Genomic DNA, 15,850 nt, shown 5'->3' with positions numbered 1-15,850 from the left:
TATCATTCATTGCTGATCAAGCGGTTCCTTCGATAGGAGAAGATCCGAAAAGACATCTGCAAACTGAACAGCAGCTTCTCATCAGAAAGGTCAATATTACATAGCTGCTCAATCTGCTGAATGCGATAATTGATCGTATTTCGGTGGATGAACAGCTTTTGTGCCGCCTGTGCTTTGCTGAAACCGGCCTCCGTATAAACCCTCAGTGTTTCCAGCAGCTCCATTCCCTTTTTGGCATCATAGCTGGCAAGCTGCTCCAGAGCTGGATGACAGCAAGAGTCTAAAAATTTATCGTCATTGATTTTATCCAGGATAATATAAAAAGCATAATCCTGATAGTAGAAAAACAGATCATCCGTACTGATACGGCCAGAGAATGTCAAGGCAGTCCTAGCCTGCTCAAAATGTTCCGAAAATTGAGAGATATCGTTAAACACATTGCTGACACCAACAAGAAGCTTGTACTGTTTTGCCAATGCTGCCAGTGCATCCCGCTTATTTTGGAGGACTGCTATATCGTCGGCATTGATCAGACACACCACGGAAGAATGCCAAGGAAAGCTGCCCCAGTCTCCCAGTACCTCATTCAGCGCCGGCATTAGGACCCGCGTATAGAAATCCTGCTCCTTGGAGTAAGGCGTCCGGATCATCAGCACTTTCATGGCTTTTTGAAGTTTAAAACCGCTAAGCTTTGCCCGCATGGAGGTCTCTGCCGGCGAGGCACCATCTACTGCATCCAAAAGGATATTCGTCTTCATAATAGAGCGAAAATCGTCCATCTGATCCATGCTTTTCAGCCGCAGAATCCGTTCTTTTGCCTTTTGTGCAAACAGCGGCAGAAGTTTCCTGGTATACTGGTCAAAAATCGGACGCCGGTTCAGCGCAAAAACATATCCCATCGTCTCGCTGTTATGCCGGATACGTGCCGCCAGAATATGCATATCACTTTTCTTGCAGTACAGATCAATTACCGGTGAGGTCGCTGGCACATGGATCATTTTGCGGCGGCTCTGGATATAATCCATCAGAATTTCGTCGCAGTAGCCTTGCTGAATACTGTTCATCCACAGCGGATAATCCACATAGAACGGCGTCGAATGTTCCAGGATCTTCCCTGAGAGGTCAATCGCCACGAACAGATTTCCGGTACAGGAAAATGCCTCTGAAAATACATTGCGCAGAGGGGTACCTGCTATCAGCTTAGATACCAAATTCGCATATTCCGCCTGTTCCTCCGGCTCTGTATTCAGTTGCAGCTTTACATACCGAAAGACCTCTGCCAAGGAGAGCTTTTCCAGGATTCTGGCGGAGTTCCTCAGGCCCGCCGCCCGATACTCTGGAAAAAGGTTTTGGTACAGCAAACATTGTGGAAGGGCAGTTCCTGCCCCGATCTCCTCGGAACGAATAAAATATACAACATGGTCGCCAAACTCCCGATAATCCTGATCCATCAGGTTCAGATCCTCAACCTCACAGTCCTCTGGAATCGTTACATCTGTAATCATATTGGCTTTCAGCAAAATATCCGTCAACGTTGAAAATTTCATAGTCCATCTCTTTCTGTTGCAGTTATACGCATCCTGTTTTTATCCGTGCCTGTCAGGAAAGCGCGCTTCTTTGTCAAACAGGATTTCTCCCTCCTAAAAAATCTCAAAATAAGCGCAAAAACGCCGGGCAACCAGACGATCCGCCCATTTGTCCTGCGTTTCAAAACAGATATTTTGAATGATTTTACCAGTTCTGCTCTCAAAGCATGCATCTTCCGATGCATACGATCTCTGTCAGCTTCCCTTTATGCTCTCTTTATTTTACTGTACTTTTCACAAAAAACAAGCGAGAAAATCTCACTATTTTACCAAACAAGAAGAATTCTGCGGGAAAATTCCCGCAGAATTTTCCACATGTACAAAATGTTATAGTTGGAGCTCCAACTCTTTCTTCGCATCTTCTTCAATGGCCCGATGGCGGCTTTCAATATACGGGATCGTCTGCGTATGTGTAACAGTATACATCTGATTATCCTCAATTGCTTTAAACAGCCGCTTCCCAATCTTCTTCAGCGGCATCCCCGTGGCGATATTCTTGTGGAAAGCCTCTCTGGCCGTGAGGTACTCTTCACTGTTATAGAAGGGATCTGAGGCGTCCCAGAAGCGAGCCGGACGATGATTTTCACAGTTGTCAATATCTGTTGCCACATACATAGGGCAAAACACAGAAACACCGATGTCGCTTCCGCTGCTTTCCACCTCAGCCTTTACAGACTCTGCCACGCTGACAGCTGCATGCTTGCTGCAAAAATACGGCGGATTGATGGCCATTCCTGCCCGCAGGCCGGCAATGGACGCTGTACACATCAGGTGTGCAGGTGTCTTTTGTGCCTCCATGATAGGAAGTACCTCATGGACATAATGAACGATCCCCATGGTGTTGACTGCCAGGGCCCATTCCCAGTCTCGGATCGGAATATGGAGGATACTGCCGGCCGTGGCAATTCCCGCATTGGCAAATAACAGGTCGATCTGTCCAAAGCGGGCCATCGTTGCCTCTACAGACGCCTTCGCCTCTTCATAGACCGAGACATCCGTCGTGCAGGTCAAAACCTCCGCGCCAAACCTGCTGCATTCCTTTGCAGCCTCCAGCATGGCAGTTTCATCAATATCCACCAGTGCCAGCTTCATCCCGCGACTGGCTGCCTCAAGTGCAAAGGAATAGCCAATACCATGGGCCGCGCCTGTGATCAGAGCAACCTTTCCGAAAAATTCTTTCATATGCTCCGCCTCATTTCTTAAATCGTCAGCCAGCCGCCGTCCACAGCGATCATCTGACCTGTGGTAAAGCTGGAGGCGTCAGAGGCCAGATAAATACAAAGACCATCCATCTCACCGGTGATGCCAGGCCGACCCATAGGGCTATAATCCTCACACACTTTTTTAAATGCAGGCGTATCTATGTATGCGCCAGTAAGCTCGCTGGGGAAATAACCGGGAGCAATGCCGTTGACCGTGATGTTGTATTTGGCCCATTCCTGAGCAAGCGACTTCGTCAGCATCAGCAAACCGCCTTTTGCCGCACAGTATGCATTGGTGTTGTAGCCCAGACGGCTGACAAAGGCATGAATGGATGCAACATTGATGATCTTTCCATACCGCCGTTCTTTCATGGACAAACGGACACACTCATGCATCAGCCAGAAAGGCCCGTTCAAATCGCTATCCATCACCAGCATCCAGTCCTCATAGCTTTGGGTCTCCGCCACATTGCGGCAGGGAATACCGGCAGAATTGACTAGAATGTCGATTTTTCCATAGTGTTCCACGATATCTTCCACGCCTTTGGTAATGGTATCCGGCTTGGTCAAGTCCAAATCATGTGGGTAGCAGTGAACACCGTACTCCGCCTCAATCTCCCTGGCATTTTCCTCCAGGCGATCCGTCCTGCGGGCCACAATGGCGACATCAGCACCGGCAGATGCCATTGCCTTGGCAAACTGCAGTCCTAAGCCAGAAGAGCCACCAGCACACAGCGCGACTCTTCCTGTCAGATCAAACTTGTCGAATCTCATCACCGTTTATCTCTCCTATCAAATAAAAATTCAGTTCACTCACAGGAACCAAACATTGTCGTTTCCCGTTCGTGTAGCTTCCAGAATACATCCACCCATCATACAGTCTCCAGCCATGACAACCTTTCCAAATGCCTTCTCCATTTCATGATACAGGCTCAGATTCGGCTTACGCCCGGCGGCAATCACTACCTCATCCACGGTCAGCCGTTCCTGCCTGGGTTCCCGGCTGTCTGTGCAGTCCATCACAATGGAATCTCCCTCCACCGCAGACAATGCCCGATTCAGCAGCAACTCCACACCCTCATCTTTCAAAATAGACAGCAGTTTGTTCCGTACAGTCGGATACATCGTAGCTCCCGGCGTCGCAGTCATTTCGACGATTGTCACCTGATTATCCTGACAGAGGTAATGAGCGGTCTCCAAGCCAACCATGCCGCCGCCGATCACGGCGACCCGCTTGCCGGAAAAAGTGACCTTCTTTAAAAGGGCTTCCTCCATGGTGTGGACATTTGCCGCCTCCAGGCCGGCAACCTTTGGTACAATCTCTGTGCCGCCATTCGCCACCACAACGGCATATGGTTCCAGTTTTTTGACCATTTTTACATCCGCAGAAGTGTTCATATGAACCGCTACGCCAACCTCTTTCATCTCGGCAGTCAAGGTCTTGATAAATTCCGCCACCATGGTCTTGTGGGGCGGAACCGTAGCCAGATATGCCATTCCGCCAAGGTAATCCTTTTTCTCCAGCAGATCAACCCGGAAGCCGCGCTTTGCCAAAACGATGGCTGCCTGCATACCTGCGGGACCGCCGCCGATAACCACGACCCTGCGTCCATCACCGTTTCGGATCAGATATTCATCGTTGTACATGGTGCCGCGTCCTGTGACAGGATTTGCCGCGCAGGAAAGGTAGCCATCCATCACCACAGACTTGTTGCACTGCATACATCCCATGCATTTACGGATCAGATCTTCCCGACCAGCCCGGGTCTTATTGACCCACTCCGGGTCTGCCATCTGTCCGCGGGAAACACCCACGAAATCGCTGACACCTTCCTCCAACAGCTTTTCCGCAGTAGCGGGAAATTTGATGGTATTAACCGCGACCACCGGAATACGAATCCGCGCCTTTACCGTCTTTGCCAGCGCCTTCCTCCAGCCCTCATCGTAGTAGTTCGGCTCAATCATATTCGGCACGGTCTCATAAACCGCACAGCTGACATTGATGGCGTCTGCGCCAGCAGACTCCAAAATTCTGGCGACCTGCACCGCGTAATCCAGCGTAATACCGCCTTCCACAAAATCACTTCCGTTGATTCGAACGCAGACCGGATAATTTCCGCAAGCCGCCCGAATTCCGCGGATGATATCCGTCACAATACGGCAGCAGTTTTCCGCATTCCCTCCATAATCGTCCGTCCGTTTATTGGTGTAAGGACTGATAAAAGACCCCAGCAGATAACCATGCGCCGCATGAAGTTCCACACCGTCAATACCGGCTTTTTTACAGTTCGCCGCGCCGTTGACGAATTTACCTACGATCTCGTCAATCTCTGCTTTGGTCATTTCGGCCGATACCAGTCCGTTCACCTGATTGATGATGGCACTGGGGCCCATGGGCTGTCTTCCGCCGTTCAGCGCTGGAGGCGCTTCCCGTCCGCCATGATGCAACTGAACAAAAATCTTTGCGCCGTGGCGATGCACACATTCCGCCATGCGCTGTACACTGCGTACATGCTTTCTGCTGGCAATACACAGTTGATTTGGGTTACAGGCGCCGCTGTTTTCATCTACGCGGGTAAATTCCGTGAAAATCAGACCACATCCGCCCCGGGCGCGGTCCTCATAGAAGCGGATCAATTCTGGGGACGCCTCACCGTCCCAGGTGGCAAGACCGTTGCCCATAGCCGTCATTGCAACACGATTTCGAATTTCAACGCCACCAATATAGCCTTTTTCAAACAATTTCTGATATTTCATAGGTTTCTTGCTCCTTTCTCCTTGCTTTTGTTTTCACTCATATCCTGTTACAACATCAGCTCCCGCCCATACTATCAGAAGGTGCATCCTCCTCTGTCTCAGCTAAAATATCACTGATAAAATACTCTCCGCCAGAAGTCAGCACGATATCCTCAGAATCACAATGAACACAGGCGGCCCGGTTGATATCCATATCCAGCCACTCCCGCGGAGTCATTTCATAATCTGATCCGCAGGCATTGCAGTGATAACCAATAGGGCGCACGCTCAACACCAGCTTTGCGCCTTCTGCACAGGTGTCTCGGGTGAAAATATTGAAATAACGCTGCATAAAGTCCCGATCAAACATGCGCAGCTGACCACAGATAATGTCAATCTCCAAAATTTTTCGAACCCGATTTGCCTGTCCCCACTGCACGACACTGGCGGCCAAATTTCCGATCACATTCATTTCATGCATGCGCGGTTATCTCCTCAACTGCTCCGCCGTTTCGATAACAGCTCTGGCATAGTCCTGTCCCTGGAACCCCAGATCACCACACTGACCGTCATAACGGCTGAAGATATCGCGGAGCAGGCCGTCAAGATCTGGTGTTTCAATGGAGATCGCCTGACGCGGGCAAAGCTGCTGGCAGCGCCCGCAGTACAAGCAGGCATCAGCATCGTATTGGAGCTTCCCATCTTTAAAGCTCAAGGCCTTTGCCGGGCACTGCCGCACGCAGGAGCCGCATTCCTCCTCCATGCAGGCCGAGTGGTTCAGCTTCCACCGCAGCCCATTGGCGGGATTGAACTGCCATTTCTTCTGAATGGGGTGAAGATATTGATAACCACGTCTTGGAATACAGCAACAAGGGCAGCAAAGGCAGACCGTGAAGATCGGCTCGCCGGACCAGATTCCCCAAACCTCGTTATCCACATCCATCTTTCCAACGAAGGGCAAAAGCCCCAGGTCAATGGCATGCTTTACATGCGCAATCGCTTCCTCCTTTGACACATGGCGGGCCACGCTGTCCGGCTCTTCTGCAGTAGGTCCTCCGATGTGTACGCACCCAATTCCTTTGTCATAACTTTGACAATCAAACGTAGTCCTACAGGTGCAGCGACGGTTGATAATGCGGTGTGAAGAACGATTGATCACCGCGGCAATAACCGCCAGCGGTAGCGGAAACGTTTTCCCGCCATCAATATGAATGACAGGCGGAAGCGGGGCGATGTCGCAGTAAAACATATCATGCGGTTCCGTGTCGATCTCTTTAGTGCCATAGTGCGCCGGTCCATATATCTCACGCAGGCCCGGAATACGCTTTGCCCAAAAAGCGTCTCCATCCTCCGGTTTCGTTCCGAACCATGCGTCCTTTTCTTCCTGAGATTTTGTCACACTCTTGGGATTTGGATTCTCATAAAAATGAAACCGCTTTGCCATGATCTTCTCTCCTTTTTGTTATTTTCCTCGCTCCTTATATAGACTCTTGCCGCCAAAATGTCTTTTTCTGTCAAAAATTGCGCCCATGACAGCCCCAGTATGGGTTTTCTGTATATTTTAAGTACATGCGATCCCGGCTGATGTCCAAAACCCTTTCCAGAATATCAGAAAGGCGTTCCGTCAATGCCTGGCTGGCTTCCTCCGGAATCCGTCCAAAGCGATCTATCTCCACAAAGGCGCAGCTTCCTGTCCCCCCGAAAAACAACCGACAATCATCCTCCAGACGGATCATCAGATACTCCGCTTTCATTCCGGGAAGCAGTGAAATCGCATCTCCAATCTGTGCGATCAGCTGTTGTTCCTGTTCCCTGTCAATGGGACAGGTTGCGTTTACTTGGATATGCGGCATATCGTCGCCTCTTTCTTTAATTTTTAATAAATGCTTCGCGTCTTTCTTTCAGCCAGGAAATCCATGCATCCATGTTCTCTCCCGTCTTGCTGCTGACAGGAATAATCTTCATATTCGGATTCAACTGATGTACACGGGTGGTCAGCTTTTTCAAATCAAAATCAAACATTGCCTGGCAGTCTGTTTTTGTCACCAGCAGCAGGTCGCAAACTGTAAACATCAGCGGATATTTCAGAACCTTGTCATCCCCCTCAGGAACACTTAAAAGCATGATGCTGCATGTAGCGCCGGTATCAAACTCCGCCGGGCAAACGAGATTCCCAACATTTTCTAAAAACAACAAATCCACCGAATCCAAGTTCATCGTGTCCAGAGCTGGTTTCAGCATCGGCGCGTCAATGTGACAGTCGCCTCCAGTCCGAATCTGTACTGTCATGGCACCACTCTGTTCAATTTTTTCTGCGTCTACCATGGATTCAATATCTGCCTCTACAACACCGATTCGAAGTTGTTCCCTCAACCTTTGGATTGTGTCCAGTAAAAGTGTTGTTTTTCCAGCTCCTGGGGAGGACATAACGTTGATCATTAAGGTCTTGTGCTCTTTTAAGCGGACCCGCAGCTTATTCGCCAGGCCATCATTTGCTGACAGAACCTCCTGCTTGATATCAATGTATCGAATCGCCATACTGATCCCACCTTTTATCTGCAATTTATGTCTGTTTTAAACAACTTTCTTTTTTATATAGCATTTTTCTTGGTATAGCTCAATGTATACTCCTGACAACGCCCCCCTCCCTATTTGTGCATTCCGGACAATTCTATTGAGGAACCACTTGGTGCTTTTTCTGTCCTGTCACCATACACCATCAAGACTGTGGCCAGTAAAAATGGCGGCAGAACCATGATTGGCGCCGTCAAAATGGAACTTGCCGTGATTGCAGGCAAATGCAACCACGTGATTGTCATTGGCGACGACGCGGCGTATGATGCCCTGCCTGTCAAAATTCAGACGGCTGCTACAGCATCACGGCCTTTGCTGTTCTGGACGATGTCAATGTTATCGACTTGAGCCGGAGTCGGAAATCACCGCCTTTCCGCATTTCTGGAAAGGCCTGCGCCTCTCAGCTCTCCATCCTTACGGTTATTCCTCACTCTCACATTTCTTTTCCCTGTTTACATGATGGATTTTCAGTTTTCATTTGTTCTAGCGCATAGTTCGCATATCTTGGTGTTTAACTGGTTGTCTATTGCCGTGCGTTCTTGGGTTACAACTGTAATCGCCTCAGGTTCGATGTCCCCATGCTTTTCCTTGCAATCTGGCCTCTTTAACTTTCCTTCCAGCGGCAACAATCAGCGCGCATGGTCGACGTTATCAAAGTAGTCCTTTAGTCGCCTTGATGAATCAACTTGTACCGATAAACTCATCCTTGAACTAGCCCCGTGCCTTGTGACAGCTTCCGCCCAGTTGAAATCTGTGAGAGGAATTTGAGAAAGCGGGTTCATAGACCGCCCCTAAAATCATTAGCATGGCTTCCTGAACCAACTTGCCTGTAAAAGCCGGATGACTGAATGGGTGTATTCTACCATTGACTTCTGGATATAGGTGCGCTGTACAGGGTATAGGCGTTATCCACCTGCTCGCAATCCCCCAATCATACCCTTCCCATGTTCCTCAACTAAATTTGTCCGCCGCGCCTCCATTCGTGCCTTTCCTCCCCGTGCTTTCATTGAAGTAACGGTGCCGGTAAGGCTCTCTCCAAAATAAGAAAACCGGAAAGCTCTGGTAAACCAAGGCCTTCCGGAAAAAAACGCCCGTACTTCGACTTTCTCGTCGAAATACGGGCGGCATCCATTCTGGAGCTACTGATGTGACTCGAACACACGACCTGCTGATTACGAATCAGCTGCTCTACCGACTGAGCTACAGTAGCATATAAAATTTTTACAGTTCAGCTTGGGGCATACCAACGCTTTGGAAATCGTCTTTCCGCTCCCTGTTTCGTCTGTCACGGCTTCCTTGCCTAAAAAACGCCTTACCCAGAGGTAAGACAATATAAACTGCCAATTCAGTTAGAACAGTTGAAAGTATATCATATCCTTGCCCCTTCGTCAACAACATTTTACATGCAGGGCCGGAAAACTTTCTGTCCCTTGACAATACTTTCCGTATTATTACAAATTTCACTGGAAAAAAACAGCATCCCCTTTGTCACTTTTTTTGGAACAAACAGGAAAATCAAAGAAGTCAAGAGAAAAAAAGCTAAAAATTTTATGACGAATTTCGGCATTTTTTCTCTTGCTTTTTGCTTTTTATCCACATTTTCCCATGATTTTTCTCTTTCATTCATTTACATAATCTTTTTCGGTCTTCTCCTTTTACAAAGAGTTATTCACATTTTCCACAGGGTTTTCCACACGCAGTTTTTCTTTTATTTTCAATGCTTTTCTCCTATTTTTCCAAAAAATAACATCTCTTCTATTCCATTTTTCCCCCTGCTAAAATTACTTTCCAACTCGACATAAACTCCCACTTGAGCTCTCCCTCTCCTGCACGGTGTCTATTGGCCACAACCGCACAGCCCTGTCCTAAAAAAACGACATAAGGAGGGCCGTAAATACGTCCCTCCTCATGTGGCAATATCCAAGTTCGCATAAGCATTCAGCTCCATGCCCGCCTGATGTCCAGCCAGATACTCATAATATCCCTGCGCACCAATCATAGCGCTGTTATCACCGCACAGTGCCGCCGGCGGCAGATAAAGCCGATATCCTGCCTCTATACAAGCCCTCTCCAAATCAGCACGGATGACAGAATTTGCCGCCACACCGCCTGCCGCGCAGATGATATCTCGCCCACTCTGCCTTGCCGCTTCCATCACCCTCGGCACCAGCGTGTCACTCACCGCTTGTGCAAAATCTCTCGCCAACGCAGCCCGGTCCAACTCTTCTCCGACCTGCTCAGCATGGTGTGCTAAATTGACCACCGCCGTTTTCAGTCCGGAAAAGCTCATGTCCAATGGAGCGCCATCCACCTGGGCATGGGGGAGCCGATAGACGCCGCCAGCGGACTGCCGTGCTAAATCGTCCAACGGCTTTCCACCGGGGTAGGGTAATCCCAGGACCCTGGCAGCCTTATCAAAGCACTCCCCCGCCGCATCGTCCCGGGTGGCTCCCAGAATCACCATGTCCGTGTAGTCCCGCACATCTACAATCAGCGTGTTGCCCCCGGAAATGGCCAGCGCCAGGAAGGGCGGAGTCAACTCTGGAAAGGCCAGATAATTGGCTGCAATATGCCCGCGAATATGATGTACCGGAATCAGCGGCACACCCAAGCCAAAGGCAACAGATTTTGCAAAGCTGAGTCCCACCAGCACAGCTCCAATCAGACCAGGCGCATATGTTACCGCTACAGCGCCGATATCTTTCCGGCTGCAGCCGGCCTCCCGTAAAGCCTGCTCTGTCAGAGCGGAGATTGCCTCCACATGCTTGCGGGAGGCAATCTCCGGTACCACACCTCCATAGAGGGCATGGAGGTCCGCCTGAGATGCCACAATATCGGATAAAACCCGCCGCCCATCCTCCACCACGCCGACCGCTGTCTCGTCGCAAGAGGATTCAAAGGCTAAAATCTTCATGGGCGTCTCTCCCTCCGCTCACTGGTCCCAGGGAATCTGTTCACCAGGTTCCGCATCTGGATCTCTGGGAATCCGGATATATTTTCGATACTTTTGCGGGGAAAAAGACTGCCGGTATACAAACTGATGCTCCTCCATCAGGGGCCCATCCTCTACCAAGCGGTTCGCCAGATACAGCGTTTTATAGTGAACGCCGAAAATCTCCGTGTCATATCCGGCCATTCGCAGCCCATTTCTGAAATAAAATGCTAAGCGGCGCTCTGCCATCGCGGGGTCTGGTGCGTGAACAGGTGCCTCCACCTCACCAAAAAACACGGTGTCTGGCTCCGCCTCCAGAAGGCTTTTTAAAACCGACGCGCCCAGCCCCGCATTGCGGGCAGTGCTGGAGACACAAAGATAATCCAGCAGCGCCCAGCCCGGATGCCCCAGCCAGACAAACGCCTCGCCTACAATCGCATCTCCGTCAAACAGACAGTAGGGGATATACTGCCCTTGATCCCACATAGTCTCAATGGTTGCCAGAGATTTGAGCTCCGCCTCCGGGAATGCCTCCTTTAAATCCCGGTGATAGATCGTCCTCAGCTGATCATGTGTTGGTATTCGCAGTTCCATATTTAAACTCCTTTGTCATAATGACAGCATCCTCTTTGGGATGCTCATAGTAATGTCTCCGCCGCCCCACACTTCGAAAGCCGCGGCTGCCATAAAGCGCGATGGCATCGTAATTGGAAGCCCGCACCTCCAATGTCAAAAACGCCAGGTGATGACCCTGTGCAAAATCTAGAAAAACCTGCAGCAGCTTTCCCGCAATCCCCTTTCGGCGGCAGTCAGGCCGGACCGCCACATTGGTAATATAGCCCTCGTCCAGCACGACCTGCATCCCGGCGTAGCCCACCACCTGCTCCTCCCCATCCAAGGCAACCAGAAAAGCGGAGAGGTCGTTCTCCAGCTCCTCTGCCAGCATGTTTCTGGACCAGGGTACGGAAAAGCAAATTCTCTCCAGCTCCGCCACCTGATCCAGATGGTCGCCGTTCATTGGCACAATTCGTACCTTATTTTCCACGGGTCTCTCCTCCTGCTACTTCTTCATTAGGCGTCTCCATCACATTCTGGGCCGGCTGCTCGGTCTGCTCCTCTCCGGCAATCTTGCTGTACAACGCGATTCCAAGGATCACAACGGCACCGCCGGCCACCACCAGCAGCGCAGGCCGTTCCCGGAACAAAATCAGACCCCATACCGCCGCAAACACTGGCTCCACCAGCTTTGCCGTGGCGATAAAGGACGCCGGCAGATACTTCAGTCCCCAGCTATACACGCTGTGCCCCATCAGGGTGCAGAAAACTGCCATCCCCAGCGTGGTCAACAAGTTCACTGGCTCATAGCCTGTCAAAGAGAGTCCGGAAAACAGGGACAGCACCAGTACCGTCAACGCCGCGGCCATGTAGAGGAAATAGGTATACATGGTGGTGGAGATACCGCCCCGGCGACACACTGTCCCCACCAACGTATAGGCGGCACCCATGATGGCTCCAACCAGCGCCAGCAGGTTTCCTTTTAGAGAGCCACCGCCGGAGAGGTCGGCCAGCGCTACAATCACACTGCCCGCAAAGGTAATCAGCACCGCTGCCCAAGCCTTGCCCTGCAGCCGGCTTTTCAAAAAGGCCACGGAACCCAGCGTCACAAAAATTGCCTCAGTATTCACCAACACTGCTGCAACCGCAATGCTGGTATGCTGCAGCGACTCAAAATACGCGCTGAAATGCAGCCCCAAAAAGATGCCGCTGCACATGCACAGCAGCAGCTCCCGCCGCTTCATCCCCCGCAGCTCCGCTCGGCAGCGCAAAAGAACATAGGGCGTTAAAATCAACGTAGCAAATGCCACCCGGTAGAGTACCAGCACCATGGAAGGTGCCGTGGACAGCCGCACAAAGACCGGGGATAAGGAGACCGCCATCACCCCTAGTAAAACGATCAACCGCTTCATTCCACACCCTCCAAAATTCAGATTATCCCTTGGCCGCCAGCCAGTCCTTGCCCCAATGAGCCTCTGCCGTCAAGGGGACGGAGAGCTGGACAACGTGCTCCATCTCCTCCTCCAGAAGCCTCGCCACCGCCTCCGCCTCATCTGCCGGACACTCCACAATCAGCTCGTCGTGGACTTGGAGCACCAGCCGCGCCTGTGGCTGTTCCGTCCGCAGCCGCCGCCAGACCGCAATCATGGCAAGCTTCATGATATCCGCCGCCGTGCCCTGAATGGGCATGTTCAGTGCCACCCGCTCACCGAAGGAGCGCAGATTGAAATTCGAGGACTTCAGCTCCGGAAGCTCCCGCCGGCGGTGGAACATAGTCTCCACATACCCGCTCTCCCTGGCGCCCTCCACTACTTGGTCCATATACCGCCGAACACCGGGGAAGGTGGCAAAATACGCCTCCATATAGGCCTTGGCCTCCGCCACGCTCACGCCGATGTCCTGGCTGAGGGAGAAGGCGGAAATTCCATAGACAATCCCGAAATTCACTGCCTTGGCACTGCGGCGCATCTCTGGCGTGACCTCCTCCGGCGCAACGTGAAATACTTGCGCCGCTGTGGCGGTGTGAATATCGGCGCCGGAGGCAAAGGCGGCGCGCATATTCTCATCCCCAGAGATATGGGCCAGCAGCCGCAGCTCAATCTGAGAGTAATCTGCATCCACCAGTACGCACCCCTCCGCCGGGACAAACATCCTGCGAATTTCGCTGCCCAGATCCGTCCGGGTGGGAATATTCTGCAAGTTTGGCTCCGTGGAGCTCAGACGTCCCGTTGCGGTCACAGTCATCTGGAAGCTCGTGTGAATCCGGCCGTCCGGCCCCAGGGCCTTCAGCAAGCCCTCTGCATAGGTGGATTTCAATTTGGCGTACTGGCGGTATTCCAGCACTGCCCCCACAATAGGAGCCTCATAGCGGAGCTTTTCCAAAACGTCGGCATTGGTGGACCAGCCGGTTTTTGTCTTCTTCCCGTGAGGCAGGCCCAACTTTCCAAAGAGGATTTCCCCCAGCTGCTTGGGGGAGTTAATGTTGAACGCCTCCCCCGCCATCTCATAAATCCGCCGTTCCTGCTCCGCGATCCACCCCGTCAACATCTCCCCGAAGGAGACCAGCGCTCCTTTGTCCACCCGGCAGCCCGTGAGTTCCATCTCTGCCAACACCCGGCAAAGAGGCAGTTCTGCCCGCTCAAAGAGGTCTTGGAGGCCCAGCTCCCGCAGCCTCGCGGAGAGGGTACCATAGAGGGCGTCCACCGCCACGGCATAGCTGTCAAGAGCCGCCTCCGCCTGTGCCACATCCCCCAGCATGGAAAAAGCCTCCGCGTCCAAGTAGATGGGCTTGGGCAGCTCCTCATTATAATAGGTGACAAAAAGCCGCTGCAAATCGTAGCTGCCCGCCGTGGCGTCCAGGAGATAGGCCGCCAGGGCGGTATCAAAGAGAAATCCCTCAGCGGGAAGCTGATTCTCCAACAGTGCACGCATCAAATCCTTAACATTGTGAGAGGCCTTCCGGATATCCGCGGAGAAGAGAACCTCCAACAGACCGTTCCAATCCCCCTGGTACTTGTCGTAGAACAGCTCCGCCGTCATGGTGGTGTTCTCCCCAGTCCGGCATGTCACCGATATGCCGTTCAAGTCCGGCAAGGCCAACAGGGAAACGTGGTCTGCCTTCCGCCAGATTTCCAGCAGCCGCTCCGCCTGCTCCGGATCTGTCACCTGCTCCACGGTCGCGGTGAAGTCGGAGCGTGTCTCCGCCTCTGCTGTCAGACCGAACTTTTCGATGAGCTTGGAAAATTCCAGCCGTAAAAACAGCGGGTAAGCCTCTGGTCCAGGCGCACGCACCAGATTCTCCTCTGGTCGGAAGTCCAGCGGAGCGTCGGTGGCGATGGTTGCCAACCAATAGGAATGGCGGGCGCTTTCCTCCCCCTCCGCCAGCTTTTTCACCACATTGGGTCGTGCGGGTGTTTCCGGCGCTGTCACAATCTCCGGCATATGGTCATAGAGACGGTCGATAGAGCCATACATCTGTACCAGCCCCATGGCGGTCTTTTCTCCGACGCCCGGTACTCCGGGAATGTTGTCAGAGGCGTCCCCCATCAGGGCTTTCAGATCAATCATGTGGATGGGTGCAAAGCCGTACTGCTCCCGGAAGGTCTCCTCCGTCATGTCCCTGGTGGTGGTCTGCCCCATACAGGTGGACACCAGCTTTACCTTTGTATGGTCCGTAATAAGCTGCAAACTGTCCTTATCTCCGGTGACTACGACGCACTCCCACCCATCCGCCTCACATCGGCGGGAGATGGTGCCGATTAAATCATCAGCCTCCCACCCCTCCAGTTCATAGCGGGGAATGTTCAGTGCGTCCAGGACCTCTTTCAAAACCGGCATCTGCATTCGCAATTCCTCCGGCATGGGTTTTCGAGTGGCTTTATAGCTCTCGTCCGCAGTATGGCGAAAGGTTGGCGCATGGACGTCAAAAGTGACGCACACAGCGTCCGGCTTTTCCTCCTCCCGCAGCCGCGTCAGCGTGGTCAGGAAGCCGAAAACGGCATGAGTATACAGCCCGTCCCGGGTGGAAAGGGGCCGGATGCCATAAAAGGACCGGTTAATCATGGAGTTGCCGTCGATGACCATGAGCTTCATATCGTTCCTCCAATGTGTTCCAATCAATTTTTTTAGTATACCGCATTTTCGCGTCTTTCGCAACGGCTGGCAAAAAACTTCGCCTCCACGAAGATGGCCGCAGTGAGCGGCATTGTCTGTACAGGCGGCTTGGGTGCCAGCCATGCTCTTTTCCGCCCCGTAAAAAGAGGGCC

15 protein-coding genes and 1 tRNA gene are annotated in these 15,850 nt (G+C 51.9%); 1 reads left to right on the top strand and 15 read right to left on the bottom strand.

Annotated elements, in window-relative coordinates; genetic code table 11:
- Positions 1–2: 2 nt before the first annotated feature.
- The 8 genes from KJS55_RS13940 to hypB all read right to left on the bottom strand — a co-directional run bounded on the left by KJS55_RS13940 (position 3) and on the right by hypB (position 8,062).
- Complete coding sequence (locus tag KJS55_RS13940) at positions 3–1,547, bottom strand: PucR family transcriptional regulator (protein ID WP_187030687.1); 1,545 nt, start codon at positions 1,545–1,547, stop codon at positions 3–5.
- Between the two features lie 366 nt (positions 1,548–1,913).
- Positions 1,914–2,768, bottom strand: coding sequence for an SDR family NAD(P)-dependent oxidoreductase (locus KJS55_RS13935; protein WP_213543578.1), 855 nt, complete (start codon positions 2,766–2,768; stop codon positions 1,914–1,916).
- Between the two features lie 17 nt (positions 2,769–2,785).
- Complete coding sequence (locus KJS55_RS13930) at positions 2,786–3,562, bottom strand: SDR family NAD(P)-dependent oxidoreductase (protein WP_213543699.1); 777 nt, start codon at positions 3,560–3,562, stop codon at positions 2,786–2,788.
- A gap of 39 nt (positions 3,563–3,601) precedes the next feature.
- Complete coding sequence (locus tag KJS55_RS13925; RefSeq protein WP_213543577.1) at positions 3,602–5,545, bottom strand: NAD(P)/FAD-dependent oxidoreductase; 1,944 nt, start codon at positions 5,543–5,545, stop codon at positions 3,602–3,604.
- 55 nt (positions 5,546–5,600) lie between these two features.
- On the bottom strand, positions 5,601–6,005 hold the full coding sequence (locus tag KJS55_RS13920; RefSeq protein WP_187030681.1) for a hydrogenase maturation nickel metallochaperone HypA/HybF: 405 nt from the start codon (positions 6,003–6,005) through the stop codon (positions 5,601–5,603).
- Between the two features lie 6 nt (positions 6,006–6,011).
- Positions 6,012–6,968 carry a 4Fe-4S binding protein gene (locus KJS55_RS17415; protein WP_187030679.1) on the bottom strand — a complete coding sequence of 319 codons (957 nt, stop codon included), beginning with the start codon at positions 6,966–6,968 and terminating at the stop codon, positions 6,012–6,014.
- 70 nt (positions 6,969–7,038) lie between these two features.
- Positions 7,039–7,377, bottom strand: coding sequence for a phenylpyruvate tautomerase MIF-related protein (locus KJS55_RS13910; protein ID WP_213543576.1), 339 nt, complete (start codon positions 7,375–7,377; stop codon positions 7,039–7,041).
- A 16-nt stretch (positions 7,378–7,393) separates the two neighbouring features.
- A complete protein-coding gene (gene hypB, locus KJS55_RS13905; protein WP_187030675.1) occupies positions 7,394–8,062 on the bottom strand; it encodes a hydrogenase nickel incorporation protein HypB in 669 nt (222 codons plus the stop codon).
- A gap of 216 nt (positions 8,063–8,278) precedes the next feature.
- Between hypB and KJS55_RS13900 the strand changes: the two genes are divergently transcribed.
- On the top strand, positions 8,279–8,446 hold the full coding sequence (locus tag KJS55_RS13900) for a hypothetical protein (protein ID WP_213543575.1): 168 nt from the start codon (positions 8,279–8,281) through the stop codon (positions 8,444–8,446).
- A gap of 786 nt (positions 8,447–9,232) precedes the next feature.
- Here KJS55_RS13900 and KJS55_RS13895 read toward each other — a convergent pair.
- The 7 genes from KJS55_RS13895 to polA form a co-directional block, all read right to left on the bottom strand.
- Positions 9,233–9,308 (bottom strand) — tRNA-Thr (locus KJS55_RS13895).
- A 189-nt stretch (positions 9,309–9,497) separates the two neighbouring features.
- On the bottom strand, positions 9,498–9,725 hold the full coding sequence (locus tag KJS55_RS13890; RefSeq protein ID WP_213543574.1) for a hypothetical protein: 228 nt from the start codon (positions 9,723–9,725) through the stop codon (positions 9,498–9,500).
- Positions 9,726–10,004: 279 nt separating this feature from the next.
- Positions 10,005–11,012, bottom strand: coding sequence for a tRNA (adenosine(37)-N6)-threonylcarbamoyltransferase complex transferase subunit TsaD (gene tsaD / locus KJS55_RS13885; protein WP_187030671.1), 1,008 nt, complete (start codon positions 11,010–11,012; stop codon positions 10,005–10,007).
- An 18-nt stretch (positions 11,013–11,030) separates the two neighbouring features.
- Positions 11,031–11,624, bottom strand: a complete 594-nt coding sequence (locus KJS55_RS13880) for a hypothetical protein (protein ID WP_213543573.1) — start codon at positions 11,622–11,624, stop codon at positions 11,031–11,033.
- Positions 11,599–12,075 (bottom strand): ribosomal protein S18-alanine N-acetyltransferase, encoded by a 477-nt coding sequence (gene rimI, locus KJS55_RS13875; RefSeq protein ID WP_317347637.1) that lies wholly within the window; start codon positions 12,073–12,075, stop codon positions 11,599–11,601. The genes KJS55_RS13880 and rimI overlap by 26 nt, the downstream gene beginning before the upstream one ends.
- Positions 12,065–12,997 (bottom strand): DMT family transporter, encoded by a 933-nt coding sequence (locus KJS55_RS13870; RefSeq protein WP_187030667.1) that lies wholly within the window; start codon positions 12,995–12,997, stop codon positions 12,065–12,067. Before KJS55_RS13870 ends, rimI begins: the two co-directional genes overlap by 11 nt.
- Before the next feature lie 22 nt (positions 12,998–13,019).
- A complete protein-coding gene (gene polA, locus KJS55_RS13865; protein ID WP_213543572.1) occupies positions 13,020–15,677 on the bottom strand; it encodes a DNA polymerase I in 2,658 nt (885 codons plus the stop codon).
- Positions 15,678–15,850: the final 173 nt, after the last annotated feature.

The organism is Pusillibacter faecalis, from assembly GCF_018408705.1.
Taxonomy (GTDB): domain Bacteria; phylum Bacillota; class Clostridia; order Oscillospirales; family Oscillospiraceae; genus Oscillibacter; species Oscillibacter faecalis.
Note: the sequence above shows the minus strand (reverse complement) of the source record. Positions and strands in the feature narration are given on the sequence as shown.

Coding starts and splice junctions, on each gene's coding strand:
- KJS55_RS13920 (WP_187030681.1), bottom strand. CDS start 6,005: ATGCATGAAATGAATGTGATCGGAAATTTGGCCGCCAGTGTCGTGCAG.
- KJS55_RS13940 (WP_187030687.1), bottom strand. CDS start 1,547: ATGAAATTTTCAACGTTGACGGATATTTTGCTGAAAGCCAATATGATT.
- KJS55_RS13910 (WP_213543576.1), bottom strand. CDS start 7,377: ATGCCGCATATCCAAGTAAACGCAACCTGTCCCATTGACAGGGAACAG.
- KJS55_RS13890 (WP_213543574.1), bottom strand. CDS start 9,725: ATGAATGAAAGAGAAAAATCATGGGAAAATGTGGATAAAAAGCAAAAA.
- KJS55_RS13900 (WP_213543575.1), top strand. CDS start 8,279: ATGATTGGCGCCGTCAAAATGGAACTTGCCGTGATTGCAGGCAAATGC.
- KJS55_RS13870 (WP_187030667.1), bottom strand. CDS start 12,997: ATGAAGCGGTTGATCGTTTTACTAGGGGTGATGGCGGTCTCCTTATCC.
- hypB (WP_187030675.1), bottom strand. CDS start 8,062: ATGGCGATTCGATACATTGATATCAAGCAGGAGGTTCTGTCAGCAAAT.
- KJS55_RS13935 (WP_213543578.1), bottom strand. CDS start 2,768: ATGAAAGAATTTTTCGGAAAGGTTGCTCTGATCACAGGCGCGGCCCAT.
- polA (WP_213543572.1), bottom strand. CDS start 15,677: ATGAAGCTCATGGTCATCGACGGCAACTCCATGATTAACCGGTCCTTT.
- KJS55_RS13930 (WP_213543699.1), bottom strand. CDS start 3,562: ATGAGATTCGACAAGTTTGATCTGACAGGAAGAGTCGCGCTGTGTGCT.
- tsaD (WP_187030671.1), bottom strand. CDS start 11,012: ATGAAGATTTTAGCCTTTGAATCCTCTTGCGACGAGACAGCGGTCGGC.
- KJS55_RS13925 (WP_213543577.1), bottom strand. CDS start 5,545: ATGAAATATCAGAAATTGTTTGAAAAAGGCTATATTGGTGGCGTTGAA.
- KJS55_RS17415 (WP_187030679.1), bottom strand. CDS start 6,968: ATGGCAAAGCGGTTTCATTTTTATGAGAATCCAAATCCCAAGAGTGTG.
- KJS55_RS13880 (WP_213543573.1), bottom strand. CDS start 11,624: ATGGAACTGCGAATACCAACACATGATCAGCTGAGGACGATCTATCAC.